Annotated in this window: 18 protein-coding genes; 11 read left to right on the forward strand and 7 right to left on the reverse strand. The window is 40.9% G+C overall.

The features are described from left to right. The first annotated feature begins 60 nt into the window (after positions 1-60). Together A0128_RS00125 and A0128_RS00130 are read left to right on the forward strand one after the other, a co-directional pair. Entirely contained in the window at positions 61-765 is a 705-nt protein-coding gene (locus tag A0128_RS00125; RefSeq protein ID WP_069605678.1) for a urate hydroxylase PuuD, read from the forward strand. A 4-nt stretch (positions 766-769) separates the two neighbouring features. Further along, the gene (locus tag A0128_RS00130) at positions 770-1126 is read left to right on the forward strand and encodes a c-type cytochrome (RefSeq protein ID WP_069605679.1); all 357 of its coding nucleotides are present in this window, start codon (positions 770-772) and stop codon (positions 1124-1126) included. A gap of 55 nt (positions 1127-1181) precedes the next feature. Here the strand turns inward: A0128_RS00130 and A0128_RS00135 are convergent, their stop codons facing one another. The 3 genes from A0128_RS00135 to A0128_RS00145 are packed head-to-tail and all read right to left on the reverse strand — an operon-like array spanning position 1182 to position 4980. Continuing rightward, on the reverse strand, positions 1182-2030 hold the full coding sequence (locus tag A0128_RS00135; protein WP_069605680.1) for an inositol monophosphatase family protein: 849 nt from the start codon (positions 2028-2030) through the stop codon (positions 1182-1184). 19 nt (positions 2031-2049) lie between these two features. Beyond that, on the reverse strand, positions 2050-2961 hold the full coding sequence (locus A0128_RS00140) for an LIC_10030 family protein (RefSeq protein ID WP_069605681.1): 912 nt from the start codon (positions 2959-2961) through the stop codon (positions 2050-2052). 42 nt (positions 2962-3003) lie between these two features. Then, positions 3004-4980: a beta-galactosidase gene (locus tag A0128_RS00145; protein ID WP_069609005.1), complete on the reverse strand. Its 1977-nt coding sequence runs from the start codon at positions 4978-4980 to the stop codon at positions 3004-3006. Between the two features lie 200 nt (positions 4981-5180). Between A0128_RS00145 and A0128_RS00150 the strand changes: the two genes are divergently transcribed. From A0128_RS00150 to A0128_RS00180, 7 genes are all read left to right on the forward strand, one after another. Beyond that, complete coding sequence (locus tag A0128_RS00150; protein ID WP_069605682.1) at positions 5181-6038, forward strand: Hsp33 family molecular chaperone HslO; 858 nt, start codon at positions 5181-5183, stop codon at positions 6036-6038. Positions 6039-6045: 7 nt separating this feature from the next. Further along, the gene (gene tsaE / locus A0128_RS00155; RefSeq protein ID WP_069605683.1) at positions 6046-6558 is read left to right on the forward strand and encodes a tRNA (adenosine(37)-N6)-threonylcarbamoyltransferase complex ATPase subunit type 1 TsaE; all 513 of its coding nucleotides are present in this window, start codon (positions 6046-6048) and stop codon (positions 6556-6558) included. Continuing rightward, positions 6555-7235 carry a tRNA (adenosine(37)-N6)-threonylcarbamoyltransferase complex dimerization subunit type 1 TsaB gene (gene tsaB, locus A0128_RS00160; protein ID WP_069605684.1) on the forward strand — a complete coding sequence of 227 codons (681 nt, stop codon included), beginning with the start codon at positions 6555-6557 and terminating at the stop codon, positions 7233-7235. Before tsaE ends, tsaB begins: the two co-directional genes overlap by 4 nt. 5 nt (positions 7236-7240) lie before the next feature. After that, on the forward strand, positions 7241-9505 hold the full coding sequence (locus A0128_RS00165) for a ribonuclease R family protein (RefSeq protein ID WP_069605685.1): 2265 nt from the start codon (positions 7241-7243) through the stop codon (positions 9503-9505). A gap of 143 nt (positions 9506-9648) precedes the next feature. Then, a complete protein-coding gene (locus tag A0128_RS00170) occupies positions 9649-10155 on the forward strand; it encodes a hypothetical protein (protein ID WP_069605686.1) in 507 nt (168 codons plus the stop codon). 2 nt (positions 10156-10157) lie between these two features. Further along, positions 10158-11774 carry a GMC family oxidoreductase N-terminal domain-containing protein gene (locus A0128_RS00175; protein ID WP_069605687.1) on the forward strand — a complete coding sequence of 539 codons (1617 nt, stop codon included), beginning with the start codon at positions 10158-10160 and terminating at the stop codon, positions 11772-11774. A gap of 63 nt (positions 11775-11837) precedes the next feature. After that, on the forward strand, positions 11838-13340 hold the full coding sequence (locus A0128_RS00180; RefSeq protein WP_069605688.1) for a tetratricopeptide repeat protein: 1503 nt from the start codon (positions 11838-11840) through the stop codon (positions 13338-13340). Here A0128_RS00180 and A0128_RS00185 read toward each other — a convergent pair. The 4 genes from A0128_RS00185 to A0128_RS00200 are packed head-to-tail and all read right to left on the reverse strand — an operon-like array spanning position 13337 to position 16014. Next, positions 13337-14056 carry a type I 3-dehydroquinate dehydratase gene (locus tag A0128_RS00185; protein WP_069605689.1) on the reverse strand — a complete coding sequence of 240 codons (720 nt, stop codon included), beginning with the start codon at positions 14054-14056 and terminating at the stop codon, positions 13337-13339. The two genes, A0128_RS00180 and A0128_RS00185, sit on opposite strands and share 4 nt — an antisense overlap. Positions 14057-14059: 3 nt before the next feature. Further along, on the reverse strand, positions 14060-15028 hold the full coding sequence (locus A0128_RS00190) for a KpsF/GutQ family sugar-phosphate isomerase (RefSeq protein WP_069605690.1): 969 nt from the start codon (positions 15026-15028) through the stop codon (positions 14060-14062). Continuing rightward, the gene (locus A0128_RS00195; protein WP_069605691.1) at positions 15012-15551 is read right to left on the reverse strand and encodes a UpxY family transcription antiterminator; all 540 of its coding nucleotides are present in this window, start codon (positions 15549-15551) and stop codon (positions 15012-15014) included. The genes A0128_RS00190 and A0128_RS00195 overlap by 17 nt, the downstream gene beginning before the upstream one ends. Continuing rightward, positions 15535-16014 (reverse strand): LIC_10042 family TonB-like protein, encoded by a 480-nt coding sequence (locus tag A0128_RS00200; RefSeq protein WP_069605692.1) that lies wholly within the window; start codon positions 16012-16014, stop codon positions 15535-15537. The genes A0128_RS00195 and A0128_RS00200 overlap by 17 nt, the downstream gene beginning before the upstream one ends. Positions 16015-16195: 181 nt before the next feature. Between A0128_RS00200 and A0128_RS22300 the strand changes: the two genes are divergently transcribed. Together A0128_RS22300 and A0128_RS00205 are read left to right on the forward strand one after the other, a co-directional pair. Further along, positions 16196-16441 carry a DUF445 domain-containing protein gene (locus tag A0128_RS22300; protein WP_245667177.1) on the forward strand — a complete coding sequence of 82 codons (246 nt, stop codon included), beginning with the start codon at positions 16196-16198 and terminating at the stop codon, positions 16439-16441. A 35-nt stretch (positions 16442-16476) separates the two neighbouring features. Beyond that, positions 16477-17415, forward strand: coding sequence for a DUF445 domain-containing protein (locus tag A0128_RS00205; RefSeq protein WP_245667178.1), 939 nt, complete (start codon positions 16477-16479; stop codon positions 17413-17415). Positions 17416-17583 lie beyond the last annotated feature (168 nt).

The following is a 17583-nucleotide window of genomic DNA, read 5'->3' on the forward strand; positions in this document are numbered from 1 at the left end:
TCTGGCGCTTGGTTTCTTTAAGCGTTAAAAATCAAATTCTATCGATGAATTGGAGGTATTATGGAAGGGATTGCTCTCTTTACAAATCAGGGTTTGTATTTCATCTTCAAGTGGATACATTTCCTCGCAGGCGTTGCCTGGATCGGCCTACTTTGGTACATTAACTTCGTACAAGGATCTTTCTTCGCTGAGACCGATGCGGATACAAAGAAAAAAGCAACTCAACAATTAGTTCCACGCGTACTCTGGTGGTTCCGTTGGGGCGCGATGTTTACATTCTTAAGCGGTTGGACGATGATCGGAATTTCCCTTTACAACGGAACTACTCTTTCTTCCGGCCAATGGCTCGCTATCATTCTTGGCGGCGGGCTTTTAGGTTCTCTTATGTGGTTTAACGTTTGGTTTGTAATCTGGCCTGCTCAAAAAGTTGTGATTGCGGCCGCGAAAGGTGAAACAGCAGAGAATCCAGCTCCGAGAGCCGCAAGAGGTCTTCTCGCTTCAAGAACCAATACGTTGTTATCCATTCCAATGTTGTTCCTGATGGGCGCCGCGAGAAACTTAACTGTTTCTGTCGACGTTATCAGTTCGGAATCGCATACGTTCTTGGGAGTGATTCTGGTTCTTCTTGCATTGGTTGAAACCAACGCGTTAACCGCAACACCGGAAAGCGCGACTTTCAAACCGATCAAAACCGTTAAGGGTGTAATTACTTCCGGGTTTGTTCTTACTCTGATTATTTACATTCTTCTTGAGGTTCTTCTCTAATCCAATGAGAAGAACGAATGTTCGAGGCGGAATCTTCCGCCTCTTGTTTTTCTGTGCGGTTTTGGTATCGATTTTTACAAATTGTAAGGAAGAGAATCTGACTCCGGAACAAAAGCTGCTCACTCAGGGGAAAGGTTTGTATGTGGCGAATTGTTCGGCTTGTCACAATCAGAATCCCGCGATGGATGGAGCCGTTGGACCGGCGATCAAGGGTTCGAATTTTGAATTGTTGAAGGCAAGAATCGTTAGCGGTTCGTATCCACCTGGATATACCCCGAAACGTCCGAGCCAGTTGATGACTCGACTTCCGCTCAACGATGAGCAGATTCGAAGTCTCGAAGCCTATTTAAACGCTCCTTAATAAAAAAGAATATATAAGGGATATTGAATGTGTATCCCTTATATTTCGGTTCGGTTTAGTTTCGTCCGATGGAATCCCGAACGTTTCTCATGATATCCACAATCTGAGAATGAATTCTTCCATTCGATACTACAACTTCCGAATTTCCGGATAGGAATCTTTTTCCACCGAAGTCAGTCACTTTTCCACCCGCTTCTGTAAGAATGACAGAGCTCGCGGCCGTGTCCCAGAGTTTTACACCCTTTTCCCAAATACCGTCTAACAAACCTTCTGCGACCCAGCAGGAGTCGAGAACAAAGGATCCGGTTCTTCTCATAGATCGACCGCAACTAATAAAAGCGGTGATGTCCGAGATGACTTCGTTTAATATTTCTTTTCGATTTGTGGGAAAGCTTGGAACGAGCATCGCGCGCGCAAGTGATTCGGTATTGGACACGTCGATTCTAAGTCCGTTTTTGAAAGCGCCTTGAGAAAGAATGGCAGAGTACTTCGTGTTTAGTCCAGGAACAAAAACGACGCCGGCGACCGGGGTTTCTCTGTGTTCTAATCCGATCGAGACACAATAGAGCGGAATTCCACGAACAAAATTCATAGAACCGTCGATCGGATCTAAAACCCAACGAAAAGAATTGTTTCCCTCGTATTTGTAATTGTCTTCCGAGAGAATCGAATCGGAGGGAAAATTTTGTCTGAGATATTCAACGATGAATTTTCCCATCATCTCATCGGCTTTATGAATTTGATCTTTCTCTTCGGCTTCGGTAGAAAAAGCGAAAGCCTTTAAATCCTTCTGAAGTTTCAGAGCGGATTCGATAAAAATTCCGGAGACAGATTGAACGGATTTGATCCTGCGTTTGACTTCCTCTAAAGGAAAATCAATGGGAGGGGCAAGTGGTTGGTCCATGGGTTTCTCTTAAAAAAGATTACTTTCGTTTTAGGATTTTCCAAAGCATATTACCCGAGGGAGTTACGTCCCTTTCCGTTCCGAAAGAACGAAGCCAGTTATGCAAAGGTTCCTGTATTACTGAATCTATAGTCATGCTTTCCGGCGACAATAAAAGATCAATCAAATGCCGTATGTCTACAAATTGACTAAAAATTCTTTCTTGAGAACCTTCCAAAAATCGAGAGCTGATGGACTGAAATTCGACGTCAATCGGTTCAAAGACCTTTCCCGGTTGCCAGACATCCTTTGTTATGTTCAGAATAGAATGAATCAATGAGATCTGTTTTGAATAGTCGACGTCGTCAAAGAGTTCGGAATACGTGTGTTGAATCTTATTAAAAGCGGGAACGGTATCCACATCGACCATGAATTCTGTCTCTTTATACTGACGGGTAACGAAATCGACGATCTGCCCGTTTTTGATTTCCAAACTTTCTAAAGGAAGAATTCTCGCTAAAAAATAAATTTTATATGTTCGAACGGAAGCCGTTTTTCCCTGAGCCGGTTGTTTCACAAACATCGGAGCGGGTGCGCCTCCAAGATAGGAAAGATGAAAGCTAACAACAAAGATAAATTTTTTGTCATCGCTTTCGTCCGTGGAAGGAAGCGGCTTCACTAAGAACAATTGATTTGAATTCTTCTTGGGCTTTGCTTCCGGAAGAACCTGACAACCGGCGATCAATTCGGGAATCAGTTGTTCCGCTTGCAGCAGAAATTCTTTAGCCGCAGAAAATTCCACCCCGTAAACGGAAGTGGATGGAAGAATATAACTGTCCTCGAATTGCAAGAATGGAGTATGTAAGTTGTCTACGAAGATTTCGTGAGGACGATTCGTGCCCGAAACGGAAGCAAGAATACGGTTCAATTCTTCGACTTGATTTAACTCCAAAAAATTATTTCCTTTCTGCCCTTGTTTAACAACAGTTCGATCTCATTTCTTTTTAGGTGTAATTCTAACTTCATACGGATTCAAAATTTTCAGACCAGCTAAATTCTTTTTGCCGGAATGATTGATAAAGATTTCGTAATTCTGATTTCTTCCAGTTCGGTTTAATTTTTCCACGGTCGGTCCGTAAAACGTAAAAGGAATCTTTGCTTCTCTTAAAATACGACGATAGAGAAGCATAAAACTCAAAGGTTCTAAAGAGGCTCCGATATAAATTACTCTTCCTTTATGATAAGAATTTGCTGTAATTATAGGCTGCCCCTTGTAGAATTTTTTCTTATCGGTGTACCGGGCCCAAACCTCGGCGGTAGTCGGCTCTAAAATTTCGCATATCTTAGAACAAGTGCCTGGGAAAAAACGGAATTTGAATTTTACTTTTTGATTTCCAACCGCTTCGAACTTTCGAACTTTCACTCCGGCCATTTCCGAAAACGGTCCCGGCACTTGAGAATCATACATCCAGCCGTTTAAATCTTTAGCCCCGGTTCGATATCCTAAGATAAGTGTTCCTCCTTCTTTCACAAATCTTTCGAGTTTCTGAAAAATGGAATCGGTTACCATCGTATACATCGGTAATATGATTATTTTATAATCTTTAAAATCGATTTTAGAAGCGGGACGAAAGTGAGTGTTTACGTTGAGAACGTTCATTCCTGAAAACCAGGTCGCCATTTCAACGTCATATCCAAGTTGTGCCCAAGGAACCGGTGAGTATTTGAGTCCGCTGGAAATCGGTTGGTGCTTCCAGTTTCTCGCATTCTCGATGTCGTGAACCACTGCAACTTGCGCCGGGAATAATTCCTCAACAAAGTCGTCGGCATATTCGCTTATTTCTTTGATTCCTTTTTGCAGTTCGAAATAGCGCTCGGTCTTTTCTTTATCATGATCTAAGATTCCATAACAAAGTTGTTCCTGACCAAAACGTGCGGTTCTATAACGAAAAAAGTAGATCGCATTGGATCCGTGAACGATGGAATGTTTCATCCATAGTTTGGTTTGCCCGGGCGCCGGGAGATATCCCAAGAGATCATGTCCTTGAAATCCGGAAATTTGTTCCATTACTGTGAAAGGAAGATTCTTCAAACCCCGATTGTATTGTTGCATCGCCGCTATAAAAGGATGTGGGAAGGGTTCTTCTTGTTCTCCCCAAGTAGGATAGTTATCCCAAGAAATATAATCCAAGTAAGAAGCGAGTTCCGCCATATCGATGATCGGAAGAAAAGGAGAAGGATAAAGATTGGTGGTAAGAGGTCTCCCAACGGAGAATTTTCTTAAAATCTGAGCTTGGAGTTTTACAAAATCAATGATCGTATCCGAATGAAAACGATAGAAGTCTTGGATCATCGAAGGATGAAAGTTGCTCGCTACGTGCACACCTGGGATCGGAATTTCATCAAAGGAATTATAAAGGACTCCCCAAAAAACATTTCCCCAAGTCTCGTTTAGATTTTGAATCGTCTTGTATTTATTCTTTAACCAAACTCTAAATGCTTTTAAGGAAACGGGCGAATGATCGATATCGGAACCTTCGTGGCCGATTTCGTTGTCGATTTGCCATCCAATCACAGCGGGATGATTTCCAAAATGTTTTGCCATTGCGGTCACAATTTTTACCGACGCTTTTCTGTAATCGGGAGATGAGAAACAGGCTTGTCTTCTGGTTCCTATTGTTCTTTTGACTCCGTCTCGTTCTTGAATTATGTCTGGAAATTTCTTTACTAACCATGGAGGAAAAGTGGCTGTCGGAGTTCCCAGAATCGCGGTCATCCCATTCTTATGAATGAGATTTAGAATTTTGTTAAAGAAGGAAAAGTCGTATTTTCCTTCTTTGGGCTCCATGAGCGCCCAACCGAATTCGGCGAGTCGAACCGAAGAAATACCCATCTCCTTCATGATCCGAATGTCCTCTTCCCAATCTTTTTGAGTCCATTGTTCCGGGTAGTAGTCTGCGCCGAATATCATTCCGATTCTCCTTTTCGTTCCGGAAAGAGATTTCAACGGATGGGTTCAATCTGAAAAGAAAGAAAACCGCAATTCTCGGAAGTCTAAAAGAAAAAATACTGTCTTTTCCCGGGAAAGTCTGAGAGGATACAAATGACGTAAAGATTATTTTACTTCTGCGCGTAACCGAATTCTCAGTTACTCCACCACAGAAGGATTCCATGCACAACCAGGACTCATTGATATACGGAATTTTACCGGATGTTCACTTCCGATATTCCGCGACGGAAATTTCATATTCTGTCACCGCGGCTTCCAATTTACATAACTTAGACGATTCAAATACTGAACTTCTCGCGAGAGCTATGATCGGAGCTTTCTTCCTAGCGGATCAAATTAAGGAAGATACGAAGGTAAGCTTACAAATACAATTCAACGAAGATTCTCCCATTCACTCGGTTCTTGCTTACAGCGATCGTAAGGGAAGAATGAAGGCCGTCTTAAGAGCCAGACCGGAAGAAGACATCGAACCCGGTCAGCTTATGGAAGATTATTCCGGAATTCTGAAAGTTTTTCGTTGGAAGGACGGGGCCTGTATCTATCAATCGGTGGTTCCATATCAGAATCGAAGTTTCGAAGAGAATTTTCAAAATTATCTTAATAGCTCGGAACAGATCACTTGTTTTGTCACGATCTCTATTAGAAAGATAGGATTCCACTGGGATGTAAGAGGAATTCTGCTTCAATCTCTACCGGAAGCAAAAGAAGAACACATTCAAAAAATCGAAAGTCTCTCGAATGAGCTCAACGAGAATATAGACGCGTTTTTAGGAAAGGATATATACAATTGTTTGAATAAGATCGGAGAAGTGACGCGCTCTGCGGTTCAAATTTTAGAAGAAGGTCAACCCGAGTTCCGCTGCGATTGTTCGGAAGATAAAATCAGGGAATTGATTCAGACGCTTGGTAAAGAAGAAGCAATGAATATATTGGAAGAAGTCGGTATGATCGAAGTTACCTGCGAATTTTGTACTTCCGTTTATCGTTTTGAAAAAGAAAGGGTAAACGAATTATTTTGAGGAAGAATTGGAACTCGAATTTCAGAATCTAAAACTGGAAGAATTAGACAAACCGGCTTATTTCCTTGCCTCCCTGATCGAAACATCTTTGAAACAAAATTTATTTCCGGTCTTATTGTTTTCCGGTTCCATGGGAGCCGGAAAGACCACGTTCGCATCTAAATTGGTAAAAAAAATCACTCCTACGGCAAACGTAAATTCCCCAACTTACACTTTGATCAATCAATACCCGATACCAAATCGAGAAGATTATTTTTATCACTTTGACCTTCATCGATTGAAAAACCCTCAGGATTTGGAAGATTTAGGTTTTGAAGAAATTTGGGGAAAAAGTGGAGTATCGATTATCGAATGGTGGCCTGTAGCAAAGGAAGATATCCAAGAATTACCGTTCAAGATCGAAGTGGATTTTCAAATCGTCTCCGAAGAGGAAAGAAAAATCACATTCAAAAGTACTGATATAAATTCTTATCCGATTCTAAAGGATCTCTGGGAAAAGATGGAAGGACATCCAGCATGAAGAAAATTCTATTCTTTGATGCGACGAATCAGTGGGTTTTAGTGGAAACCTTTCAATGGAATGAAGAAGCTGATTTGGAAAACGTGGCTTCATATTCCGGAATTCATCCGAGAGAATCCTCTAAGGTTCTTATCCAGGAACTGCAAAATATTCTAAAAAAGTCGAGTTGGAAAAAACCCGATTTGATTGTCTGTGCGCTTGGTCCTGGATCTTTTACCGGTCTTCGAATTGCAGTCGCTACTGCGAGAAATTTGGCGCAACTCTGGAAAATTCCCGCGATCGGAATCGATAGCTTAAACGTTTATACTTCTTTCTATTTTCAGGAAGTCGGAGATCCCGTTGTCGTTGCTATCGAAGCAAAACAGAAAAAAATTTATTTCGCGATGGAAGATCGACGAGGTTTTTTTGGATCCATCGACGTAAAACCCGATGATATAATAGAAAGAATTCCTGAGGATCGTTTACAGGCGTATTTGACTTCTCAAAAGTATTCGGATAATCCCGATTTTTTTGAAGGAATTTCTATTTTAGAAAATCTTCCTTCCGGTTCCGCCGCGCTCAATCAGTTGAAAGATCAGATTCAGGAAGCGCTGGAATTTCCGGATCGCTATCCTTATTGGAAATTGGTTCCCAACTATGTTCGTGGAACCTATGTCGACGAAAAGTCGACGGTTTAGTTATTATGAATAAAAAGAAAAAACAAACAAATCAAAAGAGGACAACTCCTCAACCGAAAAAGAAAACCTTCTCAAAATCCGACAGAACTAAAAACGAAAGATCTTCCGGAAGATCGGATGGTTACAGAGAGAACGACGTAGGTAAAAGAATTCTTAAATACCTTCAATCCAGAGCGGGTTCTGTGATTTTATATAAGGATTTAACGGCTAAAATTCTAAGAGACGACAATCAAAATTCTTACGGTAAAAAAAGAGAGAAATGGCAGATCCAAGAAAGGGAAAGGGAGATCACCGAAGCCCTTCAACTTCTGGAAACTGAAGGATTGATTGAATTAGAAAAAAAGAATATAATCGTAAATTCTAATCAAAAACTCCAAGGAACTATTTCGATCAGCAAACGCGGCGACGGTTTTGTAAAGCTGGCTTCCGGGATGGAGATTTTCGTTCCGGGTCAATATACACAATCCGCGATTCAAGGTGATCTCGTAGAAGTTGAACCTTACGGAATCGGAAAGAAGGGACGTCTCGAAGGAGAAGTTTCCGAGATTCTAAGACGGGGCCGCGATCTCTATCGAATGATCATCACTGAAAAAGATCCCAAGTTTATCTTTGGAAAACTTCTGGATATCGATGGTGAAGAAAAGGAAGGATATCTTCTTCGTAAAACGATTCTTACCGATCTCCAAGATGAAATTAAGTCGGGCGACGTTTTGATCGTTAAGTTGAAGGAAGACACCGAACAAGAACGAAATTTATACGAAGTTCAGTTTTTGCGATTCGAATCGGATACAAAAGAAGATTTGGATTTGATGAGAATGCTCATGAAATACAATTACAGTATTCTTTATCCTGAAAATATAACTCTGGAACTTCCTGAAGAAGTTGACGAAAGCAACGTAGACGATTGGAAATCCAGAGTCGATCTAAGAGAACTAAAATGTATTACGATAGACGGAGAATATTCCAAAGACTTTGACGACGCGATTAGTTTTATCGAAGAAAAGAACAAGATAAGATTTTATGTTCATATCGCCGATGTTTCGCATTACGTGCGCTTGGGAACGGACCTCGACGAAGAAGCTTACAACCGTGCGACCTCAGTCTATGTAGGGAGCCGTGTCGTTCCGATGCTGCCTCCGGAACTTTCCGAAAATCTTTGTTCTCTCGTCGCAGGTAAAAATCGTTTAGCCTTTACCGTCGAGATGGAAGCGGATTGGAAAGGAAAGATCACTAACGCTAAATTCTATAAAAGTGTGATCAAGGTTGCGGAACGTTATACTTACAACCGGGCCGAATCCGAAATTCTATCGGGCGATACCAAAAATTGGGTCTACCGGATGAACGAATTTGCAAAAGTTCTTAGAGCCAAGCGAGTAGAAAACGGAAGAGTAGATCTGAACTTAAAAGAGAATAAGGTCGTCACCGATTCCGAGCATAACGTGATCGAGATCGCGGTTCAAGATCGACTTCAAGCGCATATTCTCATCGAAGAATTTATGCTTTCCGCAAACATCAAAGTTGCGGAATTCATCCGAAAAAAGAAACAACCGACTCTCTATCGCGTGCACGAACCGATGGACGACGAAAAAATCGAATCTCTCAACGCATTCTTAAAATTGAATGGAGTTAAAACCTTGCTGAAAGATTCGAGCTATAAATCCATCAGTGCGGTTTTAAAAGATCTGGAAGGAAAGTCCGCAGAAAGATTATTCAATATGTTTTTGTTGAGAACTTTTATGCAGGCTTATTATTCGGGCGAACATTTGGGTCACTGGGGTCTAGGCTTTGAAGACTATTGTCACTTCACTTCTCCCATCCGAAGATATCCGGATCTTATCTGTCATCGTGTTTTGCAAAACATTCTGCTTGGCAAAAAACCAATCTATACTCCGGACGATATGATAACCGCCGGTTTGCACTGTTCTCACCAGGAAAGAAAAGCGACCGATTCTGAAAGAGATTATTATAAGCTCAAGGCTTGTAGATATTTGGAAAAAACCGGAATCAAAGAATTCTCAGCCACAATTACAGGCTGCAAACCTTTCCTCATCTTTGTGGATTTAGAGAACCCGATGGTGGATGCTTGTTTGCTTTCCTCCGAATTTACGGATGAAGGTGAAATTCGAATGGATACTGATTTTTCATTCTATTCCAAGAAGTTTACGAAGATTTATACTCTTGGAGACAAGATAGAAGTGGAACTCGATCGAATCGATTACGAAGAAATAAAGATCTTTGTGAAAATGAAGAAATTTCAGAAGAAATTATAGACAAAGTTATTCCTCTCCTGTATCACTGCGGATCGGAGCGCATTTTTATTAAACACCGTCACTGACAGAGTTTAATTTGCGTCTTTCCTCTGATTCGTTTTATATATAAAACCGCTGCACTGTTTGGTGTACGGGAGGTGAACTTGGAGAAGTTTTTACAAGAACCGATTCCCCGGAGTCGTTTTCTAAAGCTAAGTCTGAAATTTTTGGCAATCGCGACGTTTGTTCTTCCGGGATTGAGCGCCTGCTCAACCGGATCCATTCCTCGTTTGCGCGGATTGAAAGAAGATCATTACCTTTCCTTTAAATCTTTAGGAGAGGTTTTTTTAAGAGGAAATCCAATCTCAGATTTCGACTTGGGCGTCGCAGTAGATGATTACATCTATGGACACCCTACTCCGATTGATACGGAAGATGTGCTCTTACTTTTGGGTATGATTCCGTCCTCAAGGCTCGCCGCATTAGCGCTCGATTTTTCTTTCACACCGATGATCTCTTTGAACGTGGAAGAAAGAGAGAAACGTCTTTTGTCTTGGAAAAATTCTTCTCTGAATCTGAAACGCGGAGCGTATTCTATCATGAGACAGATTTCATTCTTCCTTGTTTCAAAGGACAAACGAATCCAAAAATTAGCAGGATACGAGGCGTAAAGATGGGCGGAATTCCAGCAGCAAATGATAAAATCATAACTCCAAAGAAACACAAAGAAATTATTGAAAGAGAAAATATCCAAGATGGGACTTGGGAACTCAAAGCCGAAGCCGTAGTGATCGGTTCCGGAGCCGGCGGCGCGGTTGCAGCGGCGACACTTGCGAAGAACGGTTGGAAGGTCATTTTGATCGAAGAAGGTTCTTACTTTACTCCCGCACAATTTACCAGTGAAGAATTTATGGCCTCCGCCAGACTTTATAGAGACGCGGGCTTTATCGTTTCAGAAGAACAGACTCTTAGTATTCTTCAAGGAAGAACGGTTGGAGGTTCTACTACCGTTAACTGGCAAACTTCTTTATATCCTCCCGATTACGTAACCTCGGAATGGGATAAAAGATTCGGTCTGAAAGGTTACTCCCGAGAGGATATGGATCCTTTTGTTTCTTCGGTTCACGAACGACTTGGAGTTCACCCGGTTCCTCAAAATCTAATCAACCCGAATAACAACACTTTGATGAAAGGTGGTAAAGCTTTAGGTCTTCATCCCGAGGTGTTGAATAATAATAACAGAGGTTGTATTGGTTTGGGAAGATGCGGCTTGGGTTGTCCTATCAATGCGAAACAATCCATGTTTTTAACTTACATTCCCGATGCGATCGAAGCCGGCGCTACGGTGATCGCAAATATGAAAGCAAAAGTGATCCACGATGGACCGACAAAAGTTGTGGTCGCCGAGTTTACACCCGACGCGTATGAAAAAGCTCCGGATCAAGTGATTCATAAAATTAAAATTTCCGCACCCGTTGTGATCGTTAGCGCGGGTGCGATCGAAGGACCTGCTCTTTTACAAAGATCCGGTTTGGGAAATGATTGGGTGGGAAGAAACTTGAAAGTCCATCCTACAAGTACGATCTTTGCGATCTTTGACGAGAAAATCAATATGTTCTCCGGACCGCCTCAGTCTGCGGTGATCAAGGACGGTCACAATCAAGAGAACACAGGTTATGGTTTTTGGTTAGAAGTTGCCCCCTTTCGTCCAACGTTAGCAGCGTCTTTGATTCCATTCTATGGACCGAAACAATTTGAGATGATTGAAAAGTATCCAAACATGAGCGCTGGGATCGTTCTCGTTCGGGACGGAGCCGACGGAGAAGCAAACGCTTCCGTAAAATGGTCCTTAGGTTCTAGAAAGGTTTACTTCGAACTTACCCCAGGTGATGGGAAGAATATGTTGCGCGGTTTGAAAATGCTTGCGGAAGTGCAAGCAGCCGCTGGAGCCAAAGAACTGATTTTTCCTTTTCCCGATATGGAAGAACCCGTCAAGGTAGATAAAAACACGAAGTTCGACTGGGTTTTAGAAAAGAAATTCAATCCCGGAAGTTTACTCGTAGGATCGGCGCATCCTCATGGATCGATCCAAGCCGCAGATTCTCCCGAAAAAGGAGCCGTAGACCCGAGCTTGGAGTTGTATGGTCACAAGAATATTTTTGTGATAGATGCATCCGTTTACCCAACGGGACTTTCGGTAAATCCTCAGATTACAACAATGAGTTTTGCTCTGCGGGCGTCGGAGGCGCTTGCGTCCAAAAAACAGGAAAAATTAGGAAATTTATTATAAACCGAAACGGAGAGGGGTCGCAAATTCACTTTTAAAAAAGACTTCCTCTCTGAAACTGGTCCTATGCGCTTCCGGATTCTCCTTTTTTTTGTAATTTTCTCTTTCGGTTCAGGTCCGCTTTTGGCGGATCTAAAAGAAGGAAAGAAGGCTTATGCTCGAAAGGATTTTGCTAAGGCCATCGATGAGTTTCAGAAGTTTAATAACGGAAATCCTTCTTCCGGTGAGGCTTGGATGTACATGGGTTACATCTATGAATACCGGAGGGATTATCCGAAATCTATTCAGAGTTTTAAAAAAGCCGTAAGCCTCAATCTTCCAAAAAAAGATCTCGTTAACTGTTACCAGAAAATCATTCTTTATTTTAACTATCAGAGAGATTATCACGAGGTAATCGCATACTCAAATCGGGTTTTAAGAATCGACCCGGACCTAACTCATATACAAAAAATTCGAACAACCGCGGAAGAAAGACTTTCGTCGGGACACGTCGTTCATCACAAACCAAAAAAGAATACCGAAGAGGTAGAAACTCCGGGCCCGAATTCGGAAGAGGATTATCAAAAAATTCTAAATAAAGAACCGGAGAACGAATCCGCGAGATGGAATCTTTCTCTGATCTACGCAAACCGCAAAGAATTTCAAAAAGCTGAAACTTTTTTAGAAGGGCTCGTAAAAGATCACCCGGAAAAACAAGATTATTTATATAAGTACGGCGTCATCTTGATCCGCAACGGAAAGTATCCGGACGCGCTTCAAGTTTTGGATAAACTGGAGAGTAAAATCGATTCCGGAAATTCTAAGATGCTCTATTACGCGAACTTGAACCAAGCGGTTGCTTATCATAAAATGAAACGTTATGAAGAGGCCGCTAAATATTATAGAAAATCCTATTCTGCAAACGCAACGGTTCAACCTTTGATCGGGTTGACAAAACTAAAATATGAAGTTAAGGATTGCGAGAATTCCATAAAGACCGCGGAAAGAGCTTTGGAATTCGGCGAGCGAACTCACGAAATCAGAATGTATTTGGCTCTTTGCAAAATACAAAACAAAGAAGAAACGGAAGGATATACGATCTTAAAAGAGATCGCGTCCAAGTTAGAAAAAGACAATCCTGAATTTAAAAATCTTCCCGACGTTTACAACGACGGCATTTTGAAATTAGCGCGCTATTATACAAATCACGGCGAATACGACAAAGCTCTTCGATACTTTCACTCCGTTCAATCCACAGAAGAGGAAGAAAGAGAATATCGTTTTTATCTTGGTAAAGCCTATTTTTATACCGGCAAAATCGATCAAGCAATCCTGATGTTGGAAAAAGTCGGAGGATCTTCCGGAGCCTATTATCTTTTAGCAAAATGTTATGCGAACAAAGACGATCTCGAAAAAACAATGGAATACATTCGACTTGCTGCGAATATGAAACCTTCCATTTGGGCCGCAGCCGCTGAAGAAAAAGAGTTTGATCGTTTTAAAGAAAAGTCCTCTTTTAAAAAATTCTTAGAATCGAAGGGTTCGGAAAAAGATAAGAATTTTGATTCTCACGCCTCGGATAAGACCTAAGAAGATTTTATATCTTCTCTGAGCTTTAACAAAGAATTGAGATCCACTTGCCCAGGGGCCTTGGGCTCATTCAAACAACAATAAGTAAAGATAGAACCGAACGCTTCCGGATAAACTCTGGAAAGTATTCCTAACGTTCCCATACAAATTCCCGTTAGGTGGACATTATCTTTCTTATATTCGCGTGCAACGTTACGGAAGGACGAAAGAAACTCGACGAGTTCTTTTACGGAATTTGGGAATACTGCAAACTTGTAAATTAGAGGCAGAATCGCTTCGGATCTGTTTGTTATATTTGGATAAGAATCTTGCTGAATCCAAGTTCGGATTTCTTGTTCGGATAAAATTCCGTCGAATTTATGGACGGAACGAATCAATCCAAAGCCTTTTTTCGAAAGCGTTTCAAATAGCACATTGGGTCGATTCAATTCCAAATCCAAATAGTGATTCTTAATCTGAAGCTGATTGGCTATCGTTTGAAAGTCGATTTCAGTTTCTTTGGATCGAGACGTTTGGTCCGTATCCCCTGTTTGTCTGTACGTAAAAATACACTTTGCTTTCAATCGTTCGATTTGAGTTGTTAGTCTTTCCTTCAAGGCCTGAGGAGAAAAAAGATCGAGGCGTATTTCGATCCAATCGCAAGGAGGTTGTACCTCTAAGCTAAAAAATTCTTCCTCACTAACTGTGAGAACGATTTGAAATTCTTTTTGAATCACAATTCAGAGACCTTTTTGCAAAAGATCGTGGATGGACACGATTCCAATCAATGCCTTTTTTTCGTCCACGATAGGAGCTACCGAAATAGGATTTGGTCGCGACTCCATTTGTTTTAGAATTTCATAAGCATTCTCACCGGAACGAAATGTGATCGGATTTGAATTCATCAAATCTTTTGCGGTGATCGAAGAATCCAATCCACCGTCTTTCAATTTTTTTCGAATATCAAAATCGGTAATAATCCCTAAGAGTTTTCCGGAAGTGTCGGTAACTCCCGTTGCCCCTTGTCTTTTCACCGTGATTTCGGTTAATATTTGTTCTAAATTAGAATCCGGGGAAACCTTCGCCAAATCCTTTTCACGGCGCATAACGTCGTCTATTTTGAGGCTCAGGCGTTTTCCCAATCTACCGGCAGGATGATAGAGGGCAAAATCTTCCTTTTTAAAATCCTTGAGTTCCATAAGACACATGGCAATCGCATCTCCTAAAATGAGCGCAATCGTTGTGCTAGAAGTGGGAGCCAATTCAAGCGGACAGGCTTCTTTCAAAACCGGAGTTAATAAGACGACATCGGATTCTTTTGCGAGTCTAGATTCTCCGTTTGCGGTCATCGCAATCAGCTTTGCGCCGATATTCTTAATTGTAGGAATTAAGTTGAGAAGCTCTTCGCTTTCACCGGATTTTCCGATCGCAATTACAACGTCTTCACTCGCAATAATTCCCGCGTCGCCGTGAGCCGCATCGGCCGGATGAAGAAAAATAGAAGGAGTTCCGGTAGAAGATAACGTTGATGAAATCTTTTTGCCGACGTCGCCGGATTTGCCTACGCCGATTACGATCAGCTTTCCTTTCGATTGAAGAATGAGCTCGATCGCTTCAGTGACCGAAGGATCCAAATTTTTTCTGAAATACAAAATGGATTCTATCTCTGTATCGATTGCCTTGGTTATTTTTTCAAAAATTGGATCCAATGTTTTCCTCCAGTTTTAACTTTCCTATATCCAGTGTAACAGAAGTCATTAAATTCATTCCGGGGAATTTAACTATAATTTGTTCTTGGTTTTTTCTTTGAATGATTTCGGCGTGATACCCCGAGAACGGACCTTCTTTGATTAGAATCTTTTTGCCCGGAGATAGTTTTTCTTGAATCTCAACTTGAATTTTATCGGGAAAGGTTTCCAGAAATGTCCTCACGAGTTGAATGTCCTCGTCCGGAATTACGTAAGGTTTTCCCGCATAAAAAACGAAATGATGCGCGCCGGGTAATTGAAGAACTTTTACTCGTTCTTCAAAAAAAGAAATTTTTACAAAAATATAAGAAGGATACATCGGTTCTTCGACAACTTTCCAACGATCCGACCATTTTTTCTTTTTCGAAAGCAATGGTAGAAAACATTCGATCTTACGCTGTTGAAAAAGTTTTTTGAGCTTTTTTTCAGCTCTTGGATTGGTATACAACGCATACCATTCATTGGCGTCAGAATTCTTTATCATCTACTTTAAACGAGACGGGAATGATTAAATTCGTTCCTTCTTTGAGATTGAATTTCCAGGTTTTGAGAGCTCTTTTAAATTCGGTTTCAAAAATCGAATATCTACAAGGTTGTACGGTTTTAAGAACTTCCGCCTTACCGTCAGATTTTATCTCTACTTCCCAAGAACAATCTGATTCCAATCTCTGTTCGAGGGCTCCCTGTGGAAAGTGGATTTCATTCTTAAATTCCTCTATTTCTCTTTGTAAGGTTCCCGATGCGCTTGGATTTTCCGAAGCAGTCGATTCCGAGTTCCTACCGTTTGCTGGATTCGAAAAGCTAAACGTGAGCCGGAGGCTTCCTCCTTTTTTCAGAAAAATTTTGAAATTGGAAACGGAGAAAGAATCCGGACTATAAAATAAATAAAATGAGAAGAATAGAATATGAAAAAGACCGGAAATTAAAAAGGCAAGTTTCGTACTCACAAGTCCACTCTTTCGATTAACGTTTAGAGAGCAATCGATACCGAATTTAGAATTTTCTAAATCAAAAAGTTCTCCCTCAAAATATGGATCGTTTAGGATAGAACAAGCGAAATAAAAAATAGTTGTTTCAACTTCTTGGATCTGAATTCTTACGATACTTCCAAAATAGAGGATCTAATAAATGGAATGGTTTCGGGAACATCCACAACTTGTTGAGATAATTTCAATCTTGCTCACTTGCTCTTTCGTCGGCTGGATCACAAATTACATCGCGGTTCAGATGATTTTTTATCCTAACCGTTTTATCGGAATCGGCAAGCTCGGATGGAAAGGAATCATTCCCAATCACTCGGTTAAAATGAGTACTTTGATTGCAAAGGTTTTGACGTCGAGAGTGTTCGACCGCACGAACTTTACGAAAAAGTAGATCCGCATCAAATCAACGATTCGATTCGTGATATAGTGAAAGAAAAATCCAAGGAAATCGTTCACGATATTATCGTCGCAGAAAATCCAGCTCTCTGGTCCCTTCTGCCGAACTCATTGAAGGAGGAATTGGAAAAGGAAATTCGAACCGAAATACCGAAACAAATCGAGCAGGTTTATAAATCTTTTGGAAAAGAGCTCGATGAAGTTTTAGAATTGGATGAAATCATTCGTGTTTCGTTGAGCGGAAAGAATACAAAGTTTCTCGTTGAGATGTTTATGCGGTGCGGAGGTCCGGAGTTTTCCTTTATCATTCGCTCCGGAATCTACTTTGGATTTTTAATCGGACTTCTTCAAGTTGCGTTTATCAATTTTTTCAATCAGTGGTGGATGATGCCGATCATGGGAGTTATTGTCGGTTATTATACAAATTGGCTCGCGATCTTGATGATATTTCGACCCCTAGAACCGAAACGATATCTTTTCTTTCGATACCAAGGGCTTTTCTTAAAAAGACAAAAAGAAGTTTCTAAAGAATTTGCGGCCGTGATCGCGTCCCGTGTTTTGAACCCTGAAAATTTAATCCGACTTATTTTTTTGGGGAAGGGCGGCGATCTCATCATTCAGCTTGTGATGGAAAAGGCAAAAACAATGACAGAGACCAAGTTAAAAGAAAAGGTTCCTTTTGCTCCGTTGTTTTTGAGTTCCGAAAAAATCAGCAATCTAAAAGTAAAAATCGCCGATCACCTCATTTGGATCATACCACAAGTTGCGGATCGAATTCAAAATTATATCACAGATACTCTTCAAATTGAAAAAACTGTGGCAGACCGTTTGAGTGTGTTGCCGGCCGATGAATTTGAATCTTTATTACATTCCGTATTCAAAGAAGATGAAACGACTTTGATCATTTTAGGGGCCCTTTTAGGAGGTTTAGTCGGTCTCATTCAAGCCTACCTCGTTTTTATGACTTAAATAAAATCGATTCAACTAATCCTTTCGCTATATATTAGAATCTTCTAAAATACCTATGAAAAATTTTTTATACGAATCCATTTTTCCTTCGGAACATGTTATCTTTTCAACTGAAGAACAAAATTCTCCTTTAAAGGAACGATTCAATAATATGCGATGTAAATGTTA

Origin of the sequence: Leptospira tipperaryensis (assembly GCF_001729245.1) — a bacterium.
Classification (GTDB): domain Bacteria; phylum Spirochaetota; class Leptospiria; order Leptospirales; family Leptospiraceae; genus Leptospira; species Leptospira tipperaryensis.

Bases quoted from the DNA above. Each gene is read 5' to 3' on its own strand.
- A0128_RS00180 (WP_069605688.1), top strand. From the start codon at position 11,838: ATGCGCTTCCGGATTCTCCTTTTTTTTGTAATTTTCTCTTTCGGTTCA.
- A0128_RS00175 (WP_069605687.1), top strand. From the start codon at position 10,158: ATGGGCGGAATTCCAGCAGCAAATGATAAAATCATAACTCCAAAGAAA.
- A0128_RS00125 (WP_069605678.1), top strand. From the start codon at position 61: ATGGAAGGGATTGCTCTCTTTACAAATCAGGGTTTGTATTTCATCTTC.
- A0128_RS00195 (WP_069605691.1), bottom strand. From the start codon at position 15,551: ATGATAAAGAATTCTGACGCCAATGAATGGTATGCGTTGTATACCAAT.
- tsaB (WP_069605684.1), top strand. From the start codon at position 6,555: ATGAAGAAAATTCTATTCTTTGATGCGACGAATCAGTGGGTTTTAGTG.
- A0128_RS00135 (WP_069605680.1), bottom strand. From the start codon at position 2,030: ATGGACCAACCACTTGCCCCTCCCATTGATTTTCCTTTAGAGGAAGTC.
- A0128_RS00150 (WP_069605682.1), top strand. From the start codon at position 5,181: ATGCACAACCAGGACTCATTGATATACGGAATTTTACCGGATGTTCAC.
- A0128_RS22300 (WP_245667177.1), top strand. From the start codon at position 16,196: ATGGAATGGTTTCGGGAACATCCACAACTTGTTGAGATAATTTCAATC.
- A0128_RS00130 (WP_069605679.1), top strand. From the start codon at position 770: ATGAGAAGAACGAATGTTCGAGGCGGAATCTTCCGCCTCTTGTTTTTC.
- A0128_RS00145 (WP_069609005.1), bottom strand. From the start codon at position 4,980: ATGATATTCGGCGCAGACTACTACCCGGAACAATGGACTCAAAAAGAT.
- A0128_RS00165 (WP_069605685.1), top strand. From the start codon at position 7,241: ATGAATAAAAAGAAAAAACAAACAAATCAAAAGAGGACAACTCCTCAA.